The sequence below is a fragment of the Gemmatimonadota bacterium genome, from assembly GCA_016713785.1.
Lineage (GTDB): Bacteria > Gemmatimonadota > Gemmatimonadetes > Gemmatimonadales > GWC2-71-9 > JADJOM01.
This window is the reverse complement of sequence record JADJOM010000001.1, coordinates 233,330-252,178: the sequence shown is the minus strand read 5'-3', so window position 1 is coordinate 252,178 and position 18,849 is coordinate 233,330. Positions and strand designations below refer to the sequence as shown.

General features: G+C 73.6%; 22 protein-coding genes and 2 pseudogenes. 4 read left to right on the top strand and 20 right to left on the bottom strand.

The genetic code is table 11. From position 1 onward, the window contains the following. Positions 1–28: 28 nt before the first annotated feature. From IPJ95_01095 to IPJ95_01060, 8 genes are all read right to left on the bottom strand, one after another. Positions 29–475 carry a hypothetical protein gene (locus tag IPJ95_01095; protein ID MBK7922223.1) on the bottom strand — a complete coding sequence of 149 codons (447 nt, stop codon included), beginning with the start codon at positions 473–475 and terminating at the stop codon, positions 29–31. A 77-nt stretch (positions 476–552) separates the two neighbouring features. Beyond that, positions 553–1,167 (bottom strand): alpha/beta hydrolase, encoded by a 615-nt coding sequence (locus tag IPJ95_01090; protein ID MBK7922222.1) that lies wholly within the window; start codon positions 1,165–1,167, stop codon positions 553–555. Between the two features lie 13 nt (positions 1,168–1,180). Further along, complete coding sequence (locus IPJ95_01085; protein ID MBK7922221.1) at positions 1,181–2,317, bottom strand: beta-lactamase family protein; 1,137 nt, start codon at positions 2,315–2,317, stop codon at positions 1,181–1,183. A 58-nt stretch (positions 2,318–2,375) separates the two neighbouring features. Continuing rightward, on the bottom strand, positions 2,376–2,618 hold the full coding sequence (locus tag IPJ95_01080) for a hypothetical protein (GenBank protein MBK7922220.1): 243 nt from the start codon (positions 2,616–2,618) through the stop codon (positions 2,376–2,378). 48 nt (positions 2,619–2,666) lie between these two features. After that, positions 2,667–3,017: a DUF2200 domain-containing protein gene (locus IPJ95_01075; GenBank protein MBK7922219.1), complete on the bottom strand. Its 351-nt coding sequence runs from the start codon at positions 3,015–3,017 to the stop codon at positions 2,667–2,669. Between the two features lie 41 nt (positions 3,018–3,058). After that, entirely contained in the window at positions 3,059–4,693 is a 1,635-nt protein-coding gene (locus IPJ95_01070) for a serine/threonine protein kinase (GenBank protein MBK7922218.1), read from the bottom strand. Beyond that, positions 4,660–4,944, bottom strand: a complete 285-nt coding sequence (locus tag IPJ95_01065; protein MBK7922217.1) for a hypothetical protein — start codon at positions 4,942–4,944, stop codon at positions 4,660–4,662. Before IPJ95_01065 ends, IPJ95_01070 begins: the two co-directional genes overlap by 34 nt. Before the next feature lie 2 nt (positions 4,945–4,946). Next, the gene (locus IPJ95_01060; protein MBK7922216.1) at positions 4,947–5,477 is read right to left on the bottom strand and encodes a hypothetical protein; all 531 of its coding nucleotides are present in this window, start codon (positions 5,475–5,477) and stop codon (positions 4,947–4,949) included. Between the two features lie 534 nt (positions 5,478–6,011). Here IPJ95_01060 and IPJ95_01055 point away from each other — a divergent pair. The 4 genes from IPJ95_01055 (at position 6,012) to IPJ95_01040 (ending at position 11,629) form a co-directional block, all read left to right on the top strand. Continuing rightward, on the top strand, positions 6,012–7,988 hold the full coding sequence (locus IPJ95_01055) for an ABC transporter permease (GenBank protein ID MBK7922215.1): 1,977 nt from the start codon (positions 6,012–6,014) through the stop codon (positions 7,986–7,988). Beyond that, complete coding sequence (locus tag IPJ95_01050) at positions 7,943–8,218, top strand: FtsX-like permease family protein (GenBank protein MBK7922214.1); 276 nt, start codon at positions 7,943–7,945, stop codon at positions 8,216–8,218. Before IPJ95_01055 ends, IPJ95_01050 begins: the two co-directional genes overlap by 46 nt. Positions 8,219–8,287: 69 nt before the next feature. Further along, positions 8,288–11,008: a serine/threonine-protein kinase gene (locus IPJ95_01045; protein ID MBK7922213.1), complete on the top strand. Its 2,721-nt coding sequence runs from the start codon at positions 8,288–8,290 to the stop codon at positions 11,006–11,008. A 162-nt stretch (positions 11,009–11,170) separates the two neighbouring features. Continuing rightward, positions 11,171–11,629 (top strand): hypothetical protein, encoded by a 459-nt coding sequence (locus IPJ95_01040; protein ID MBK7922212.1) that lies wholly within the window; start codon positions 11,171–11,173, stop codon positions 11,627–11,629. Between the two features lie 22 nt (positions 11,630–11,651). Here the strand turns inward: IPJ95_01040 and IPJ95_01035 are convergent, their stop codons facing one another. From IPJ95_01035 to IPJ95_00980, 12 genes and pseudogenes are all read right to left on the bottom strand, one after another. Further along, positions 11,652–12,137, bottom strand: coding sequence for a GNAT family N-acetyltransferase (locus IPJ95_01035; protein MBK7922211.1), 486 nt, complete (start codon positions 12,135–12,137; stop codon positions 11,652–11,654). A 169-nt stretch (positions 12,138–12,306) separates the two neighbouring features. Beyond that, positions 12,307–13,146: pseudogene (locus IPJ95_01030) on the bottom strand (MBL fold metallo-hydrolase). A gap of 42 nt (positions 13,147–13,188) precedes the next feature. Next, positions 13,189–13,713: a DinB family protein gene (locus IPJ95_01025; GenBank protein MBK7922210.1), complete on the bottom strand. Its 525-nt coding sequence runs from the start codon at positions 13,711–13,713 to the stop codon at positions 13,189–13,191. An 82-nt stretch (positions 13,714–13,795) separates the two neighbouring features. Next, positions 13,796–14,059, bottom strand: a complete 264-nt coding sequence (locus IPJ95_01020) for a hypothetical protein (GenBank protein MBK7922209.1) — start codon at positions 14,057–14,059, stop codon at positions 13,796–13,798. A 146-nt stretch (positions 14,060–14,205) separates the two neighbouring features. Then, positions 14,206–14,595, bottom strand: a complete 390-nt coding sequence (locus IPJ95_01015) for a hypothetical protein (protein ID MBK7922208.1) — start codon at positions 14,593–14,595, stop codon at positions 14,206–14,208. Between the two features lie 57 nt (positions 14,596–14,652). After that, entirely contained in the window at positions 14,653–15,285 is a 633-nt protein-coding gene (locus IPJ95_01010; protein ID MBK7922207.1) for a hypothetical protein, read from the bottom strand. 40 nt (positions 15,286–15,325) lie between these two features. Next, positions 15,326–15,712: pseudogene (locus IPJ95_01005) on the bottom strand (Fic family protein). Continuing rightward, positions 15,712–15,903: a DNA-binding protein gene (locus IPJ95_01000; GenBank protein ID MBK7922206.1), complete on the bottom strand. Its 192-nt coding sequence runs from the start codon at positions 15,901–15,903 to the stop codon at positions 15,712–15,714. The pseudogene IPJ95_01005 and the gene IPJ95_01000 overlap by 1 nt, the downstream one beginning before the upstream one ends. A gap of 159 nt (positions 15,904–16,062) precedes the next feature. After that, entirely contained in the window at positions 16,063–16,782 is a 720-nt protein-coding gene (locus tag IPJ95_00995; GenBank protein ID MBK7922205.1) for a CPBP family intramembrane metalloprotease, read from the bottom strand. A 79-nt stretch (positions 16,783–16,861) separates the two neighbouring features. Continuing rightward, positions 16,862–17,128, bottom strand: a complete 267-nt coding sequence (locus tag IPJ95_00990; protein ID MBK7922204.1) for a hypothetical protein — start codon at positions 17,126–17,128, stop codon at positions 16,862–16,864. 75 nt (positions 17,129–17,203) lie between these two features. Beyond that, entirely contained in the window at positions 17,204–17,848 is a 645-nt protein-coding gene (locus tag IPJ95_00985; GenBank protein MBK7922203.1) for a hypothetical protein, read from the bottom strand. Positions 17,849–17,910: 62 nt separating this feature from the next. Continuing rightward, positions 17,911–18,345 carry a hypothetical protein gene (locus IPJ95_00980; protein MBK7922202.1) on the bottom strand — a complete coding sequence of 145 codons (435 nt, stop codon included), beginning with the start codon at positions 18,343–18,345 and terminating at the stop codon, positions 17,911–17,913. Positions 18,346–18,849 lie beyond the last annotated feature (504 nt).

The following is an 18,849-nucleotide window of genomic DNA, read 5'->3' as shown; positions in this document are numbered from 1 at the left end:
GGCCCGCGCAAGCGGGCCCGCGCGCCTCCTACCGGTCCCGCCACCCCGCCGCCCAGGCATGGCGGCGGGTCCAGCCGTACCCGGCCACCGCGAAGTCGAACACGGCGCAGAACACCCCGTAGGCCAGCGGGATCGCCGTGAGGGTGCCGAGGCGTTCCTGGTGCATGAGGACCTCGTGCACGAAGTCCCACGCGCCGTGACCCGCGTAGCCCAGCATGAGCAGTGGCGCGACCCGCGTCCCCGCGAGGCCGAGCGCGATGAAGCCGAGCGCGGGCAGGAGCTCCGATCCCTCCCCGGCGGGCGGCCCGAGCTGGGCCTGGAAGGCGAGATAGTACCCGGCGATCGGCACCAGGATCACCCCGTACGCCACCTGCTCCATCCGGGGCGAGAGGTGCCGCGACGTGAGGGCGATGGCGCCGGCGGCGGCGAGGACACCGATGACGGCATACAGCAGCATGATGAGGGCGAGGGCCATGGGTTGCTCCGGTGCCTTGGGTCTCCGGCGGCGCGCGGCCGCCGCGGTCTACGGCTCGCGCCCGCCGGCCCACGCGATCACCGGGCGGAGCCAGGCGTCATCGGGCCGGAAGAAGGCGCCGTGGCGCAGCCCCGTGTGGAGCCGCACCTCCCGGGTGCGGGTCCCCGGCGCCCGTGCGCGAACATCGGTTCGCAGGAGATGCCCAGGCTGTCGCTGGCCTCGACCAGGGCCAGCACCCGCCCAATGATGTGCAGCGTCGGCTCGTAGGCCCATGCGCCGCAGGCCCCCAGGAACACGTAGGAAATGTCCGGGTTGCGGATGCGCGCCGAGGCCAGGATGGCGATCCAGCCCCCCTTGGAGAACCCCACCACCGTGATGGCCCGCGCCGGCACGCCGACGCCGAGCAGGCTGTCCACCTGTGCCGCGACGTGGGTGGCGAAGGAATCGGCGTTGGTCTTCGGCGGGCGCTGGTCGCTCAGAACCACGAAGCCCGCGTGGCGGAGGGTGTCGAGGATCGCGTCGTACTCGTAGGTGCCGAAGTCGGGGCTGGTCGGCCGCCGCCCCTGGTCCTCGATGATCCGTCCGTGCAGGTAGATGATGTACCGCGCCGGTGGGGCCGTGGGCGTCGGCACGGCCAGCAGGGACGTGAGGGCCACGAGCAGGGCGGGGCGGATCACGGGCGGGAGGTGCACGGGGCCGGATTCCTCATTGCGCCGGCCGAGTCACCAGCGCCTCCAGGAACGCCATCGCATAGGGCGAGCGCTCGATCGCCGCTTCGTCGAGGCGGCTGGGCCACCGCAGCGCCTCGCTGTTGGCGAGCAGGATCAGCGTGCGCCGCTCCGCCGGGGTGTCGCCCAGGACCTTGAGGTACAGGGCCGAGTACTGCCCGTCCCACAGCCCCGTGTGCCAGGCCAGCCGCCGCCCCCGGTACGATCCGAGGAACCAGCCGAGTCCGTAGGGCAGCGTGGCGCCGGCCGGCGTCACCGTCGGCGTCCACAGCATCGCGCGCGACGCCGGGGTGAGCAGCCGCCCGCTGGCGAGCGCCACGTCGAAGCGCGCCAGGTCGAGGGCGCTCGCGATCACCCCGCCGGCCGCGCCATCCCCCTGCGGCGGCGGCGGGTCGGAGACCACCGGCCGCCCCGCGGAGTCGAGGTGATACGGCGTGGCCAGCGCCCCCGCGATCGCGGCGGGGAGCGGCAGCCGCCGGTGGTGCCGCGCCGACTGCTGCATGCCCGCCGGATGGAACACCAGCGAGTCCACCAGGTCGGAGAACGCGCGGCCCGACACCTCCGCCATCGGCCGCGAGGCCCACGAGTAGGAGGGCGGGTTGTACCAGAAGCGGGTGCCGGGCGCGCCGTTGGCGCTCATGGAGAGCACCCGCCGCAGGGTGAGTCCCGCGTCGTCACAGGGGTAGTCGGCAAAGAAGATCCCGCCGTTGCCGCGCGCGTCGGCGCAGAACTCGGGAAAGTCGCGGTAGCGCTGCATCGGCTGGTCGAGGTCGAGCCGGCCGGCCTCGACCAGCCGGAGCGCCACCACCGCCGAGATCGGCTTGGCCACCGAGGCAATATTGAAGGGCGTCTCGGGAGTAACCGGCACCCCGCGCGCGAGGTCGGCGTACCCGAACCCGCGCGCCAGCACCACGGTCGTGTCCCGGAGGATCACCACGGCGAGCCCCGGGACGCCCTGCGCCTGGCGCAGCGAGTCGAAGCGCTGGGCCAGCGCGAGGACGGGATCGGGCGCGCCGGCGCGGACACCGGCGGCGGCCATGCCCGGGGAGCCGGCGCACCCGGCGCAGAGCCACGCGGCGAGCGTGGCGGGAACGGCTCTGTCGAGGAAGGTCATTGCGGTCGTACGTGGCCGGGTCGGGGATGGTTGCAGTGCCGCGGCGCCACCCGCGGGCCTACAGTGCAAAGATCAGCCCCATGATCGCGAGCATCGCGCCGAAGGCGATCAACAGGAACCGTCCCGAGGGCTGCTCGGAGCCGTGCGCGAACTCCCGGTGCAGCAGCGTGCGGCTGTACCACGCCACCGGCCCGAGCACGAGCGCGCCGGCCAGCCACCCCCACGAGCGCTCCGCCACCGCCACGACCAGGCAGGCCAGGGCCATCACGAAGAGCCAGCCGACAAACAGGAAGCGTCCCATGGGGGTGTCCCGGGTGAGGTCCGTGGTGCCTGCCGCGGTGCCCGCCACCTACGCCCGCAGGATCTTCGCCATCGGCCGGCCCTTGGCCAGCTCATCCACCAGCTTGTCGAGGACCCGGATCTTCCGCATCAGCGGGTCCTCGATGGTCTCGATCCGCACTCCGCAGATCACGCCGGTGACCGCGTCCGCCTTCGGGTGGAGCGCGGGCGCCTCACGGAAGAAGGTCTCGAAGTCCGCCCGGCGCTCGAGCTGCCGCGCCAGCGCCTCGGGGCCGTACCCGGTGAGCCAGCAGATCACCTCGTCCACCTCCTGCCGGGTGCGTCCCTTCTTCTCCGCCTTGGTCACATAGTGAGGATAGACGCTGGCGACGGCCGTGGTGAAGATGCGGTGCGGTGCCATGGGTCCTCGGGGGTGAAGTCGGGGCGCCGCCCGGCGCCCGCCTACCGCCTGGTGGCGTCATCCACCTCGCGCTGCGCGTCGGCCAGGCGCCCCGCCTCCTCGCCCAGCTGCCGCGCCGCCTCGAGCAGCGTGGTGAGCGGCGCCAGGTCACTGGCGTTGGCGTGGAGCCGGAGCAGGTCCAGCCGCACCCCCTCGAGCGCCGCCACGCTGTCGGCCAGGTACGCCTGCGCCGCCCGCTGCCGCGCGGCGAGCACCGCGGCATCGCCCGCGCGGGCGCGCGCGGCCAGCTGCTCCAGCTCCGCCCGCGCCTCCTGGGCCCGCGCCTCCAGCGCCGCGACCGTCGCCGGCAGCCCGGCCAGCTGCGCGCGGGTGGCGGCCGGCAACGCCGCGAACAGCTCCGACGCCGCCACCCCCAGCGCCACCTCGGTGGCCCGGAACACCCCGCCCCCCACCGCGCGGCTCCGCTCCGGCGCCCCCAGCCGCCGCGCCAGCCACTCCCCCACCCGGCTGTGCCACAGCCGCTCCCGCACCCCCGTCTGCCACCACCGGCGCAGCCGGTCGGGGATGAATTGCACGTCGAGCGCGTTGCTCACCGCGCTGAACAGCAGCGTGCTCAGCAGCGGCAGCACGATCCACCGCGCTCCCATCGTCCGCTCATGGACCACCTCGGCCAGGAGGAGCCCGAGGGTCACCGCCCCCCACGTGGCCGAGGCCACCGTGGCGGCGCGCAGCAGCCGGTGGCCCACCGGCTCCTCCGCCTCGCGCGACACCGCTTCCCGCTCGGCCCGCTCCCGGCGCGCCACCTCGAGCGCGGCCCGCAGGTCGGCGAGCGTGTGTCCCGCCCGGAACTGCCGCCGCGCCTGGTTGAGGTGGTAGCCGACCACCGGCAGCAGCGGCGCCGCGGCGATCGCGGCCAGGAACACGATGTCGGCCGGCCCGTCGGGCCGGTTGCCGGTGACCCAGGCGATCAGGTTGGCCAGGGTGAGCGTCCCGAACATCCCCGCCCACCCCAGGTAGGGCACCAACAGCGGGTTCCGGGCGCCGAGCCAGGCACGGAGCGTGGGTGGCAGCGCGGGGCGCGTCTCGGGCGCGGGGCCAGCGCCGCCGCCAGCGCCTCGCCGTCGGCGGGGCGGGCGTCGGGGTCGCGGGCCAGGCACTGGTCGATGGCCTGCGCCAGCGATGGCGGCAGCCCGGGCGCCTGCGCCGCCACCCCGGGCGCCGCTGCGCCCGCCTGCCGCACCAGCAGCGCCGGCAGGGTCGCCGACCTCGAACGGCAGCCGCCCGCTCACCGCGAGGTAGCCCACCACGCCGAGGCCGTAGAGATCGCTCCGCCCATCCACGGGGAGCCCCGCGGCCTGCTCCGGGCTCATGAAGTGCGCCGTGCCCATGCGCCGGCCCGGGTCGGTGTCGGGACCCGCCGCGCCGCCGCCGCTCGCGATCCCGAAGTCGCTCACCAGCGCGCGGCCGGTGCCGGCCTCGAGCAGGATGTTGTCGGGCTTCACGTCGCGGTGCACGATGCCGCGGCCATGCGCGTACGCCAGCGCCCACGCCACCTCGCGCAGCACCCGCGCCGCCTCGGCCGGCGGCAGCGGCCCGCGGGTGCGCAGCCGCTCACCCAGGGTCTCGCCTTCCACGTAGCTCATCACGAAGAAGACGAAGCCGCCCCGCTCGCCCACCTGGTGGATGGGGACGATGTGGGGATGGGAGAGGCCCGCCGCGGTGCGCGCCCGCGCAGGAACCGCTCCCGGAACGCGCCACTCTCCGCCAGCTGCGCGGGCAGGACCTTGATGGCCACGTCGCGGTCGAGGTGCACGTCGCGCGCCAGGTAGACGATGCCCATCCCGCCGCGGCCCAGCTCGCGCTCGAGGGAGTACTCACCGGCGACGGCCGCCTGGAAGTCGAGGAACTCGCGGGAGGGCTGGGTCATGCTCAGGGCAGGTTGCCGGTCAGCAGCGACACCGCGAGCACCACCAGCGGGATCACCACGAAGAAGAACCCCAGGGCCGCCCACACCCAGTGCGTCTCGACGAAGGTGAGCAGCCGGTTGTTGAGCGTGGGCGCGTCCCGTTCCTCGCGGTAGCGCCGCGTCTCCTCCGCCTGCTGCCGGGCGTAGACCTCCACCATCCGCGCCGCCTCCGCCCGGTTGCCCGGCCCCACCGGCACCGGGAGGAAGTACTGCCCTCCCTCCATTTCGAAGTGGAGCCAGTGCTCCTCCAGGCGCACCTCAGAGACGCCATTGTAGAGGAAGGCCAGGCACCAGGGGCCCACGAGCACCGCGTCGTCGCGGCACACCACCTCGAGGCCGCTGCGGGCGGCCTTGTCGCACGCCTTGAGCAGGTCGTGGGGCGGGAAGGGTGAGTCGCCGAAGTGGGTGCGCACCCGCGTGGTGAACTCCCGCAAGGCGGCCGGGTCCACGGTCCACCGCCCCAGGATCACTTCGTCCGGATGGCGCTCAGTCATCTGGCAGGGTCGCGGGGGAGGCAGGCATCGGGAGGGCGTCCGGGCCGGGGGGTGGTGGGGGAGGGGGAGTCTGGCCGGGGAAGGTGCGCACCCGGCCGCGCCGGCGCAAACCGGCGGGCCACGTTGCAGTTCCGGCCATCCCGGTCCGGTCATTGCGCCGGGCGACCGCCGGCTGCATTCTTGCCCGGCGCGCGCTCCGGAGCTCCCGAAGGCCCCTCACCGGCAGCCGAGGTCTCACCATGGTCGGGCACGTCATCCAGGACGTGAAGTACGCGGTCCGTTCCTTCTCCCGGCGGCCGCTCTTCACGGGCATCATCCTGCTCACGCTGGCGCTGGGCATCGGCAGTACCGTGGCGATCTTCAGCGTGGCCAACGCGGTGCTGTTCCGGGACCTCCCCTTCAAGGATCCCGAGCAGCTGGCCTTCGTGTGGAACCGGCTGCCCCAGACCAACGTCTCGCGCTCGCTCGTCTCCGGGCCGGACTTCAATGACTACCGGGCGCTCGCCACCCAGTTCGAGGGGCTTCGCGGGCGCGATGGCCCTCCCCGGCACGATCACCGGGGACGGCCCGCCGGAACGGATCACCAACGCCTACGTCACGGCGAACCTGCTGAGCCTGCTCGGCGTCGAGCCGGCGCTGGGCCGGACCCACGTCGCCGAGGACGCGTTCGTCATCGATCCCAAGTCGTTCGGCAGCCCGAACCCCGACCTGCCGCCCGGCAAGGTGGTGCTGAGTTACGGCCTGTGGCAGCGGCGCTTCGGCGGCGACCCGTCGGTGCTCGGCCGCACCATCCAGCTGGACGGCTGGGGCTCCGAGGTGGTCGGCGTGCTGCCGCGGGACTTCCGCATCTACCTCCCCGCCGACGCCGCCATGCCGACCAACATCGACGCCTGGAGCGTGCTGCCGAGCAACATCGGCGACTTCGAGCGCGAGGCGGCGTGGCTCACCGTGGTGGCCCGCCTCAAGCCCGGCGCCACCCTGGGGCAGGCCCAGGGCGACATGGACCGGCTGGCGGCCCACCTCCGGGACACCCACCAGTTCCACGCCACGCAGAAGATGCAGATCGTGGTGGGGGGCATGCACCACGACGTGGTCGAGCACGCGCGCCCCGCGCTGCTGGCGCTGCTCGGCGCCGTCGGCTTCGTCCTGCTGATCGCCTGCGCCAATATCGCGAACCTGCTCCTGGTGCGGGCCACCGAACGCGGCCGCGAGATCGCGGTGCGCGCGGCCATCGGGAGCGGACGGGGCCGCATCGTGGCCCAGATGCTGACCGAGAGCCTGGTCCTCGCCACCGGCGGCACGGTGCTCGGCCTGCTCCTCGCGTGGCTGGGGATCCGCCTCATCAAGGCCTTGAGCCCGGCCAACCTCCCGCGCATCGACCTCGTCTCCCTCGACGGCGCCACCTTCGGGTTCGCCGTCGCCGCCACCGTGGTGGCCGCGCTCCTCTCCGGCCTCGCCCCCGCGCTCCGCGCCGTCCGGGGCAACCTGGCCGACGGCCTCCGGGACCGGGGCACCGACTCCGGCGGCACCCGGGGCAACAAGCTCCGCACCGTCCTGGTGGTGAGCGAGATGACGCTCTCGCTGGTGCTGCTGATCGGCGCCGGGCTCATGGTGCGCAGCTTCGCCGCCATCCAGCGGGTCGACCCCGGCTTCGACCCGAAGAACGCCGTGACCTTCACGGTGCCGCTCCCCTTCATCAAGTACCTGACGTCCCAGGCGCGGGCCACGTTCGTGAACCGGCTGGGCGACGCCCTGGCGACCCTGCCCGGCGTCGAAACCGTCGGCGGGGTCACCCCGCTGCCCCTGGCCGGAGGCGAGCAGTACTCCGTCGGCTCCTACGGCCGCATCGGTGAATCCGACGACGCGTATCGCACCAACAAGGCGGACTACAAGGCCGTGCTGCCGGGCTACTTCGAGGCCATGCGCATCACGCTGGTCTCCGGCCGGACCCTGGTCCGCGCCGACAACGAGGAGTCGGCGCAGGACGTCATCGTCGTCGACCAGAAGTTCGCCACCCGGGTCTTCGGCCGCGAGGATCCGCTGGGGGCGCAGGTCCTGCTGGATCACTTCAACGAGCAGACCTTCTCGCTGGAACGGCTGCCGGTGACCATCGTGGGCGTGGTGAAGAACGTGCGCTCGGCCTCCCTCGCCACCGAAGGACGGGAGACGATCTACCACCCGTTCGTCTTCCAGTCGTTCCTGCCGATGACCTTCGTGGTGCGCACCGCCGCCGACCCGGCGAGCCTGATCCCCCAGATCCGCTCCGCGGTCACCGCAATCGACAAGGATGTCCCGGTCGCCGACCCGAGCACGCTGCAGTCCTGGGTCTCGGAAGCCATGGCCCAGACCCGGTTCCTGCTCGCCCTCTCCAGCGCCTTCGCCGGGCTCGCCCCTGGTGCTCGCGGCGCTCGGCCTGTACGGCGTCATCGCCCTACTCGGTGCGCCAGCGCACCCGGGAGATCGGCGTGCGCGTCGCCCTGGGCGCCAGCGCCCAGCAGGTCCACCGCATGATCTTCGGGCACGGCATGGTCGTGGCGGGGATCGGGATCGGGCTCGGCCTGGTGGCCTCGGTGGCGCTGACCCGGGTGGTGACCAGCTACCTGGTGGGCGTGAGCGCCACCGACCCCGTCACCTTCGTGGGCGTGCCCCTGGTGCTGCTCGGGGTGGCGGCCCTCGCCTCCTACCTCCCCGCCCGCCGGGCGGCGACCATCGATCCGGTGCGCGCCCTCCGCGACGAGTGACGGCGGCGCCCTCCCGCCCGCACCCCTATCCCGCGCGCCAAGGTGGTCGGTAGCTTTGGCGCACTCCCCATGCCCATGACCCTCGAGCAGCTCTCCGCCGCCCTCGCCGACCGGTACCGGGTCGAGCGCGAGCTCGGCGCTGGCGGGATGGCCACCGTCTACCTGGCCCACGACCTCCGCCACGACCGCAAGGTCGCCCTCAAGGTGCTCCGGCCCGAGCTGGCCGCGGTGATCGGCGGCGACCGCTTCCTCGCCGAGATCCGCACCACCGCCAACCTGCAGCACCCGCACATCCTGGCGCTGTTCGACTCGGGCCGCGTCGGCGGCACCGGGGGCGGCACCGAGATCGTCTTCTACGTGATGCCGTTCGTCGAGGGCGAGAGCCTCCGCGACCGGATCAGCCGCGAGAAGCAGCTCCCGGTGCCCGAGGCGGTCCGCATCGCCCGCGAGGTGGCCGACGCCCTGGAGTACGCCCACCGCCACACCGTGATCCACCGCGACGTCAAGCCGGAGAACATCCTGCTGCACGGCGGCCACGCGATGGTGGCCGACTTCGGCATCGCGCTCGCCGCCTCCCGCTCCGAGGGCGGCTCCCGCATGACCGAGACCGGCCTGTCGCTCGGCACGCCGCACTACATGAGCCCCGAGCAGGCCATGGGCGAGCGGGACATCACCGCCCGCAGCGACGTCTACGCCCTCGGCTGCGTGCTGTACGAGATGCTGACCGGCGAGCCCCCGTTCACCGGGCCCACCCCGCAGGCCATCGTCGCCCGGATGATGACCGAGGAACCCCGCAGCCTCACCCTGCAGCGGAAGAGCATCCCCCCCCAGATCGAGGCGGCGGTGGCCACCGCGCTCGAGAAGCTGCCGGCCGACCGCTTCCCCAGCGCCGCGGCCTTCGCCGCAGCGCTCGACGACCCGGCCTTTGCCCGCCCCGGCGCCGCCGCCACCGGCCGGTCCCGGGCCGCCGCCGCGCCTCGGTGGGCCACCACCGGCCGCGTGGTGCTCGCCACCGCGGTCCTGGTCACGGCCGTGACCTTCGGGCTCGCCCGCTGGAGCCTGGCGCGCGGGTCTGGTGGCGAAGCGCGGCCCGTGCACGTCAGCGTCGCCCTGCCGGACGGGCACGAGCTCGGCTCCGTCTACCTGCGCCCGCTCGCCATCGCGCCGGACGGGACGCGGCTGGCCTACGTGATCCAGCAGTACGGCAAGACCCGCCTCTACCTGCGGCAGCTGGATGAGCCGCAGGGTCGCGTGCTCGAGGGCACCGAGGGCGGCGTCGGACCGTTCTTCTCGCCGGACGGCAAGTGGGTGGGGTTCTTCTCCGGGGGGAAGCTCCGGAAGGTCACCGTGACGGGCACCGGGCTCCAGGAGCTCGCGACGGCGCCATTCCACCGCGGCGCCGACTGGGGGGAGGACGGCTTCATCTACTTTGCTCCCACCAACTCCGTCGGCATCTGGCGCGTGCCGGAGGGTGGCGGGACCGCCACCCCGGTGACCCAGCTCGACTCCGCCGCCGGCGAGGTGAGCCATCGCTGGCCCCGGCGCGTCGCCGGGACCTCGACGCTCCTCTTTTCCACCTGGACCGGGCCGGGCGACGACGAGCACCAGATCGCCACCCAGGAGCTCGGGGCCACCTCCCACGCCATCCTGGCCCGGGGCGGCGACGCCCCGGGCTACGCGCCCCGCCCCGGCGTCCTCCTCTACGTCAGCCGCGGCCGCCTCCTCACGGTCCCCTGGCGGCCGGGCCAGGAGGAGCTGGGGACCGCCGTGCCGGTGGCCACCGCCGAGCGGCCGTTCAACGACATCGGCAACGAGGGCTCGGGCAACTACGTGCTCTCGCGTGACGGGAGGCTGGCGTACGTGGGCGGCGGCGACTCCCTCACCATGCATCGCGTCGTGTGGATCGACCGCGCCGGCACCGTGACGCCGCTGCCCCTCCCCAGCCGGATCATGGAGAACGTGGTGATCTCCCCGGACGGCGGCCGGGCGGCGATCCAGATCCGCGAGGGCATCATCCGCATCTGGATCTACGACTTCGCGCGCGGCACCCTGACTCCGCTCAACACCGGCACCGGGAGCAGTCAGGCCCCGCTCTGGACCCCGGACGGCACGCGGGTGATCTACCGCGGCACCCGCAACGGCACCCGCAACCTCTACTGGATCCCGGTGGACGGCTCCGGCGCGGAGGAACGCCTCACCACCGCGCCCGGCCGGATCCAGACCCCGACCTCCATCTCCGCGGACGGCCGGACCCTCCTCTTCAACCAGACCGGCGAGGACGAGGAGGGCGGCGCCGGCATCTGGCGCCTGCAGCTCGACGGCGACCGCACCGCGACCCGCCTCTTCCCACTCGGCCTCAGCGGCCTGGACGGCCAGCTCTCCCCGGACGGCCGATGGGTGGCCTACCAGGCCGTCGTGGCGTCCCGGCCGGAGATCTTCGTGGCGCCGTTGTCGGGGAGCGGCGAGCGGCGGCTGGTGTCCACCGACGGCGGCACCGAGCCGCTCTGGTCCCGGAACGGTCGCGAGCTCTTCTTCCAGGCGGGCGACCGCCTGATGTCCGTCACCGTGGCGCCCGGCGCCGCCTTCACCGCCGGGCCGCCCCGGCCGCTCCACACCGGGCGATATCTCATCAGCGTCACCAGCAACACCAGCTACGCCGTCACCCCGGACGGCAGCCGCTTCCTCCGCATCCAGCCCCTGGCCGAGCAGCCGGCCATCGCGCGGCTTGAGCTGGTGCTCAACTGGCACGCCGAACTCGCCCGCCGGCCCGCGGCCGGCGGCGGCGACTAGCCGGTCCAGGCTCCGCGGCTCCACCGCCCGCGTCCGATGGTACGAAGCGCGTAAGCCGCGCCCTCGTCCCGGGCCGCCGCGCGACCCGCCGCGGGCCCCGGGCATCGTGCAGGCGTCGGCTGGTGACCCTCCATCCTGACGCCCACCCCAAGGAAGGACACGATGACCCGGACGCTACTGATCGGCGTGCTGACCGCGCTGCTGGCTCACCCTGCTGTGGCGCAGGGCGCCCTGGTCGGCGTGTGGCAGGTGCGCTACCCCGCCGGCACCCAGGTGGTCAACGGCGAGCAGTCGCCCATCATGGGGACGGGCACGCTGCGCATCGAGGCGCGGGGCGATTCGCTGCTGGGGCAATTCCAGCCCGACCCCGTGCCCGACCTGCCGGAGCAGGGTCCGATTCCCCTCCGCGGCCGCGCCGGCCCCGGGCCGGTGGCCCTCGTCGCCGATCAGGTGACGGTCGTCGAGGTGAACGGCGCGCCGCGGCCCATCCGCTACACCAGCACCTGGACCCTCGAGGCGCGGGGCGATTCCCTGACCGGCACGCTGGCCCACCGGGTGGAAGACCCGACTGTCGCCGCCCAGAACCCCGGTCCGGTGCGCGGGGTGCGTCAGCGCCCGTGAGGCGCCGCCACCTGGGGTTTCGTTACCCCGGCGCCTCCGCGCCAAGCGCCTTCTGCATCACGATCAGGTGCGCCGGTGCCGTCAGCAGCTCCGGCGCCCGGAACGCCCGGGTGCCCACTGGCCGGTACCCGAGCGACGCGTAGAACAGCGGCAGCTCGGTCCGCACGTCGAACACGTCGAGCTCCACTACCGTGCACCCCGCCGCGTGGGCGTGCGCCTCCACCGCCGCGAGCAGCCGCCGCGCCAGGCCCCGGCCCTGCAGCGCCGGATCCACCGCCAGCATGCCGAAGTGTGCGGTCCCCTCCCGCGCCTCCACGTGCACCGCCGCCGCGAGCCGCCCCGGCTCCGCATGGTCCACCACCAGGAACACCCCGCTCCCCGCGAGCAGCGCCGCGACCTCGCCCGCGGTGGTCCGCGGCCCGCGGATGAACCCCGCCTCGACCACGAACGCGGCGTTGATCACGGCCACCAGCGCGGCGGCGTCGGCGGGGGTGGCGAGCCGATCCATCTAGAACCGCTGCAGGTCCTCGGCCATGACCACCGGGCCGGTCCAGCCGCGGCGGATGTCGGCCAGGATCTGCGCCCTGGGCACCCGACGCCCGTCGTGCGACACGACGAGCAGCTTCGGTCGTGCGCGCGCCCAGCTCGCCCAGCTGCAGCGCGGTGGTGTGATAGGCGCGCACGTATGCGGCCCACTCCGCCGCCGTGCGGCTCCCGGGCGGCGCAGTCGAGTCCGACGGCTGCACCTCGTGGACCAGCACGTCCACCCCCGACGCCATCCGCACCAGCTCCTCGCTCGGCCGGGTGTCACCCGAGACCACGATGCTCCGGTCCGGCGTGTCGAACCGGTACCCGAAGGCCTGCTTCCAGGCGCCGTGCGGCACCAGAAAGGCCGTCACCTTCACCCCGCCGCTGTCGTACACCACGCCGGGTCCGATCTCGTGCACGGCAATCCGGTACCCCGCGGCCGACTCGCGCTCGAGCCCCTCGGTGCGGATGCGGATGTCTTCCTCGAACGCGGCGTAGAGGTGCTCGGTCAGCCGCTGCAGGCCCGCCGGGCCAGACGCCGGGAAGGGGCGGCTGCGGCCCACGACCCACGAGGTGAAGATCAGGTCCGCGAGGCCGAGGACGTGGTCGGAGTGGAGGTGGGTGATGAAGAGCGCGGTCACCCCGGTGACCGGCAGCCGGGCGGCGGCCAGCCGCCGTTCCACGCCGGTGCCGGCATCCACCAGGAACACCCGCTGCGCCACCACGATCGCGGTGGCCGGTCCCATCGCCTCCGGTGACGGCCGCGGCGCGCCGGTGCCCAGCGTGACCACGATCGTGGAGTCCTGCGCGATGGCGGGGTGGGCCAGCAGCAGCGCCGGCAGGCCGACGAGGCAGCCCCAAGGGCAGCGGGTGCGGTGCATGTGGGGTGCCTCTGCGGGGGAGGGGAGCGGCGGCGGGGCACGGCGGCCCCGTCCCCGAACGTGGGATGGCGGGCGCGGGTGCGCAAGCGACGGGGGTGGTGGTCGCATCCATTCAGCGACAGGGTGGAGGAGGACCAGGCGTGCCGCCGCTCAGCGGCCGGCCCGGGCGGCGGGTTTCCACCACCAGAGGCGGCCGGCCGTGGCCCTCTCCAGCGGGGTGCCGAGCTGGCGCGCGATGAGCAGCAGCTGGCCGCGGTGGTGCGCCTCATGGGCTACGAAGTAGGTGAGCAGGTGGCCGGCGTCGAGCGCAAGGTTGCGCCAGGCGTAGCGTGCCGTGGGCGGCAGCTGGCCCTCCCGCTCGCAGGCCAGGCGGAACAGGGCCTCCATGCCTCTGGCGCTCTCCCGCAGCGCCCGCAGCAGGGCGGGCTTGTCCTCGCCCGCCGGGTTCACGCGGCCCGGCACCGGGATGTCGTGGGGCTGGCCGAGGGTGCGGAGCCACCCGCAGCGGCTGTTGTGCAGGTGGGCCGCCATCATGCGGACGGTGCGTCGCGGCAGTCCCGGGACCGGGGCCCGGTAGACGCCGGCCGGCAGGGCGCGCACCAGGTCGGCGGTCACCCGCGCGTTGGTGCGCCACGCGGGGAGGATCAGGTCGGGCAGGGCAGGCGGGCGAGTCATGGCGGTCCCGGGGTTGGCGGCCGTGGCCGGATCACCGCGGGGAAGCTGCGCGGCGGGGGGCGGGGGCGCCAGCGGCAGCGTGTCAGGCGCTCTTCTTCTTGAGGAACCCCGCCACCAGCGGAAGCACCAGGCCCACCAGGGCCGATGCGGTGGCATTGCCGGCGGTGGCGTTGCCGAGCATGCCGCCCAGCGTGCCGCCCAGCGCCTGCCCGCCGCCCACGCCCCCGACAGCCCCCAGGATCGTGTTGAGCAGGGGACCCAGGTTCTTGGCCTTGTTCAGCAGCCCGCCCAGGTTGCCGCCGACCGCGCCACTGACCAGCTGGATGAGGATTGTCGTGAGATCCATGGAATGCTCCAGGTTCGGGGGAATGTCAGGCGTACCGCCGGACAGCGCGCTGACGCGGAACGCACGCGCCCTGAGCATGCAGCCAAGTGCGTCCGGGGGCTAGGGGGCACCTGACGCGGTGCGCCTCGGGCGCCCGGCCCGTTCCCTCACGGTGCGCCCGCCACCGGCGCCGGCCACCCGCTCAGCTCCGCGTCATACGCGGCGCCGCCGGCCATCCGCGCCGCCCGGGCCAGCCACTGCGCGTCGGCGCGGCGGAGCGCGTTGTCCCACACCACGACGGCCCGCGCCCCCTCGGGACGGTTGGCGAAGAACGCCGCCAGCTGCGCCGGGATGTCCTCCTGCGCGATGGCCTCGCCGTTGGCCGTGAAGCCGCCGCCATCGGGCAGCCCGAAGGCCAGGGTGTTGTCAGGCCGCGGCAGCGTGGAGTCCAGGGCCGGGAGCCGGGCCGCCTCCGGGGTCCGGACCTCGCCCGAGCCGGGCGCGCCGCCGCAGGCCGCGGTGAACAGGAGCAGGCAGAGGGCAAGGTCACGGCGCATGGTGGGCGTCCTGGAGGGGGTCAGGGTGCCGCGGCGGAGGGTGCCGCGGGAGATGCGTCAGGGAAAGCTGCAGGAGTACTGGTCGCTGGCCTCGCCGGACCCGCGCAGGTGGCGGGTGAGCGACTCGCCTTCCGCGAGCGCCACCGGCTGCCACCACCGCCAGGTGGCCGGCCCGCCGGTCCACTCGCCGAACACGATATACCGCCCCGCCGCGAGCCCGGCAAACCGGTAGCTCCCGTCCGGCCCCGCCGGGACGCTGTCCACTGCGGCGTCGGCGAGCAGGCGGCGGACGGCGGCCCGGCCACGCGCCGCCAGCCGGATCCGCGTCTCGATCCTGGCGTCCCGCACATCCGTCTCGGCCTCCCACCAGGTGGTCCATGGGTCGCCGATCGGCGTCTGCATCGTGTCGCCCACCTCCCGCTGCCGCCGCCCCAGCGAATCCTCCACCGCCACCGCCGCGCGCCGCTGCCCCTGGCACACCGCCGCGAGGCCCGCCCGCAGGGCCTCGGTGTCGCGCAGCAGGAAGAACGTCCCGATCGCGGCGGGCCGTTGCTCGCCCCGCGGGGTGACCAGGTAGGCGGTGCCCGCCACGGAGCCGCGTGGGGCCTGCTGGGCCCGCGCCGGGCGCGGGGCCGCCGCGGTCAGCACGGCGGCGATGGCGAGGCCGGCGATGAACCTGCGTGGTACCATGGGGCGGGGCATCCCGGGTGTACAGGGGCGATGGCAGGCGCTATGCGCGGCGCACCAGGTGCGCCTGCACCCAACCGATCAGGTCATCCTTCGTCCATGATCCCGCAGCCGTCGCCAGTATCGCGGCTTCCGCTTCTGCAACGGCGGCGGACAGTTCGAAGCCGTTCAGCCACAGAAAGGTCTCCATGGCGGCATGGCCGATCCGCTAGTTGCCGTCGGTGAACGGGTGATTCTGGATGAGGGCGAAGCCGAGGATGCCGGCCTTCTCTGGCAGCGAGGGGTACAAGTCAGCCCCGCCAAACACCTGGCGGGGCAGTGCGAGGGCCGACTCGAGGCCCGGTAGATGGGCCAGCGAAGCCTGTCCGCCGGAGCGTGCCATGAGCCGGCCGTGCAGCTCCAGCACCTCACCGAGCGTGAGGTACCGCATCAGGTGAGGCGGCGGTACAGCTCGCTGTTCTTCTCGAGCACCCGCGTGGCGGCCGCATCGAACTCGGCGGATTGGGCCACGAGGTCACGCACGGCTGCCGCGGCCAGGTCTTCCGGGCGCACGTGCAGTCTCTGGGCCGCTTCCGCGAGTGCCCGGCCCTGAGGCTCGGAGAGATCGAGGGAGATCTTCATCGCTGCAAGATACCGATGGGGCTCAGGCCCGGGCAACAAAGCCGTGCCGCGCCCGCCGGGCTGGGGCGGGCCGGACTCTCCTCGTCTCGGCCGGCCCTCGTGGAGATGCGTGTCACCCGGACGATGCTGCGGGCCGGGGCCGGTCCACGCAAGGAGGGGTCACGCGGGCGGGGCGCCGGCCTCCTCCCGGAGGGCCAGCCACGCCAGCACGCCGCCACCGAGGTCCACCAGGGAATGGAGGATGATGGCGGGCCAGAGCGAGTCGAGCGCCGCGACCACCAGCGTGAACAGCGCCCCGACCACGGCGGTGCGGACCACGCCGCTCCACCCCTGGTAGGCGTGCCCGGCCGCGAAGATGGCGAGGGAGGCGGCCGCCGCGCCCCACCACGACAGCGTGGGAGCCAGCGCCCAGATCAGGTATCCCCGGAACAGGAACTCCTCGCAGAAGCCGGCCGTGAGCGCCACCCCGCCGAACCAGGTGAGCTCCGCCCGGGTGCGTGGCAGCACCCGGGCGAGCTTCCCGGTGAACTGCTGCCGGACGCTGGCCCGGGTGGCCGCGTCGCGCGCGACGGCCAGGGCGGCCTGCACGTAGTAGAGCAGCAGCAGCAGCGTCGCGGCCACCGCCGTCCACAGCCGCCACCCCGCCGGCACCGAGAAGCCGAGCGCCTGCCACGGCCGCCCGGCGGCCACCCAGAGGGTGGCCCCGATGGCCACCAGCGCCCACGGGTACGCCACGGCGCCGCGCCACAGCCGCATCCGCGCCCCGGCCGGATCGGCCTGCAGCCGGCGCGCCGTGGCGGGCCAGAACACGAGGTAATCGTAGAGCGGGACGGCAATGGCGAAGAGCGCGACGAAGGCGAAGTCGGGGAGCGTCGGCATCGGCCCTCACTGGACAGATTGCTGGTGCACGCACCGGCCGGAACGTCCGCGGGCGGTGCGCCGGCCTGCGGGGCGCGCCCTAGACCGGCGTCTTGATCTCCGGGGTGGCGTCACGGAGCAGCGTGCGCTCGGTGAAGTCGAGCCGTTCGTGGGCCTCGGCGAGCGCGTGGCGGAGCAGTTCGTTGTCGCGCTCCAGCGCCGCGAGCCGGGCCTCGGTGGCGGCATCGACGCCCCCCTCGATGCGCGTGGCGAGCGCGCGGCCAAGCCGGGTAAAGGAGAAAGCGACGAGCCCGGTGAAGAAGAGCCCGACCACCGGGATGAGGGCCATGATGGCGAAGCGGTCCATGTGCGTGCGCTCGGTCTGGGAGTGGTCCCCGTACGCCGGCAATCCGGCGGGTGTTTCAGGGGGTGGAACGGCCCGTCACGCCTTCCCGACCAGCGAGATCCGCTCGTCCGCCCGGGTGAGCACCGGCAGGATCCGGCTCGCGGTGAGCCAGGAGATGCCGAAGGCCAGGAGGCAGAGGTACTCCGCGTGATAGGTCAGGCGCGGGTCCAGGGCCCGCAGGTGATTGCCCGTGAATCGGTCCACCGTCAGCGTCAGCAGGGAGGCGAGCATGGCGAGGCCGCAGGCCACGTAGATCGCCCCCCGGGCCCGGGCCTGCGTGTGGGCCTTGGCCCAGGCGCGCTGGAAGAAGCAGTAGCAGAGGTAGGCGAGGGCCAGGAAAAGCACCGCGGCCGATGCGTAGTGCATGGGCGGCTGCGCCGGATGGGGCGGGCAGTTGCAGGGGAAGATCGCCACGCCGAGTCCGGCCACCGCCGCCACCTTGCTCGCCGCCATCTCCCGGCGGGACTGCCCGTTGTAGGCCAGGAAGAATGAGGCGGCGGCAAAGAGGAACCCGATGAACGTGGTCTGGGAGAGCCCCACCTCGTAGTACGAGGCGCTGATGGACTCGAGCGGCTTGCCGGCGAACCAGGTGGTGAGGTTGGCCAGCGACAGGGCGACGATGCCCACCATCAGCTTGAGGCTGTGCTCGTCGATCTCGGGACGGCGGGGCAGGCGGATCATGGGGGGCTCCCGGGGAGGGGTCGGGGAGGGGAGGGTGTGCCCGGAACCGACCGGGTCCCGTGCTAGGGCACCGGATCGGGCCGCGGTGGCAGGCGCTGCACCACCTGTTCCGCGTAGCGGCTGACGAACCCATCCAGCTCGGCATCCCAGGGCTGGAGTTCCGGCACCACGGTGCGCGCGGTGACCAGCGCGCTCGGCGTGGCCACCCAGTAGAAATGGAGCGTATGGAGCACCGAACCCCGGGCGCCCGCGACCACCAGGTGCCACGCCGGCCAGTGGGGGCGCTTGAAGGGCGCGCGGAGCGGCCTGAGTTCGAGGACCTCGAGGCGGGACCAGCCGTCGGCGGCGCGGGCGGGGCCAAACTGGGCGCTGAACGCGACGACGAGCGCGGCCAGGCCGGCGGAGTCACAGGGAAGCGGGCACGGCCCCGGGGAATCGAGCGGGTACAACCCCACCGTCACTGGCGGCTCTTCAAAGCTCCGCCGGTAATGCAGCATGAGGTGGTCAGCGGGTGCGGTGGAGGCAGGGCGGGTGGACAGGTGGTAGCCGCCGACCCGGTCCGGAATCCGGAAGGGAAGGTTCCCGGCGACGGGGCTGGCTTGGGCCTGCAGGCCAGTAATGCAGGCGAGGGCGAGAGGGACGAGGCCCGAGGACCAGGAAAGCATACGCTCCGCCGTGACGGGGCCGGGAACCGATCTGCCTAACCTGCGCCTCGGTACCCGTACGCGCAAGCGAGGGGGATGCCTGCGAGGATGTCGGCATAGGGCCGCGCTGCTGGACACCCGCCGGCCTGACCCAGCGCGACTGCCCCCGGATCGCCCAGCAGCCCAACGCCCGTCCGCGCAAGCGCCTCGGCGACCGCACCCCGCTGGAAGTCTATGCGCCCTGACCGAGATTGTTGCACTACAAACTTGCACGCTCACCGTTGTCGCCAAGCAATGTGGTGTGCGGCGGAAAGTGGGTGTTCGTCGCTGCCGGGCAGGTACCCGTTCCGCAGGTCG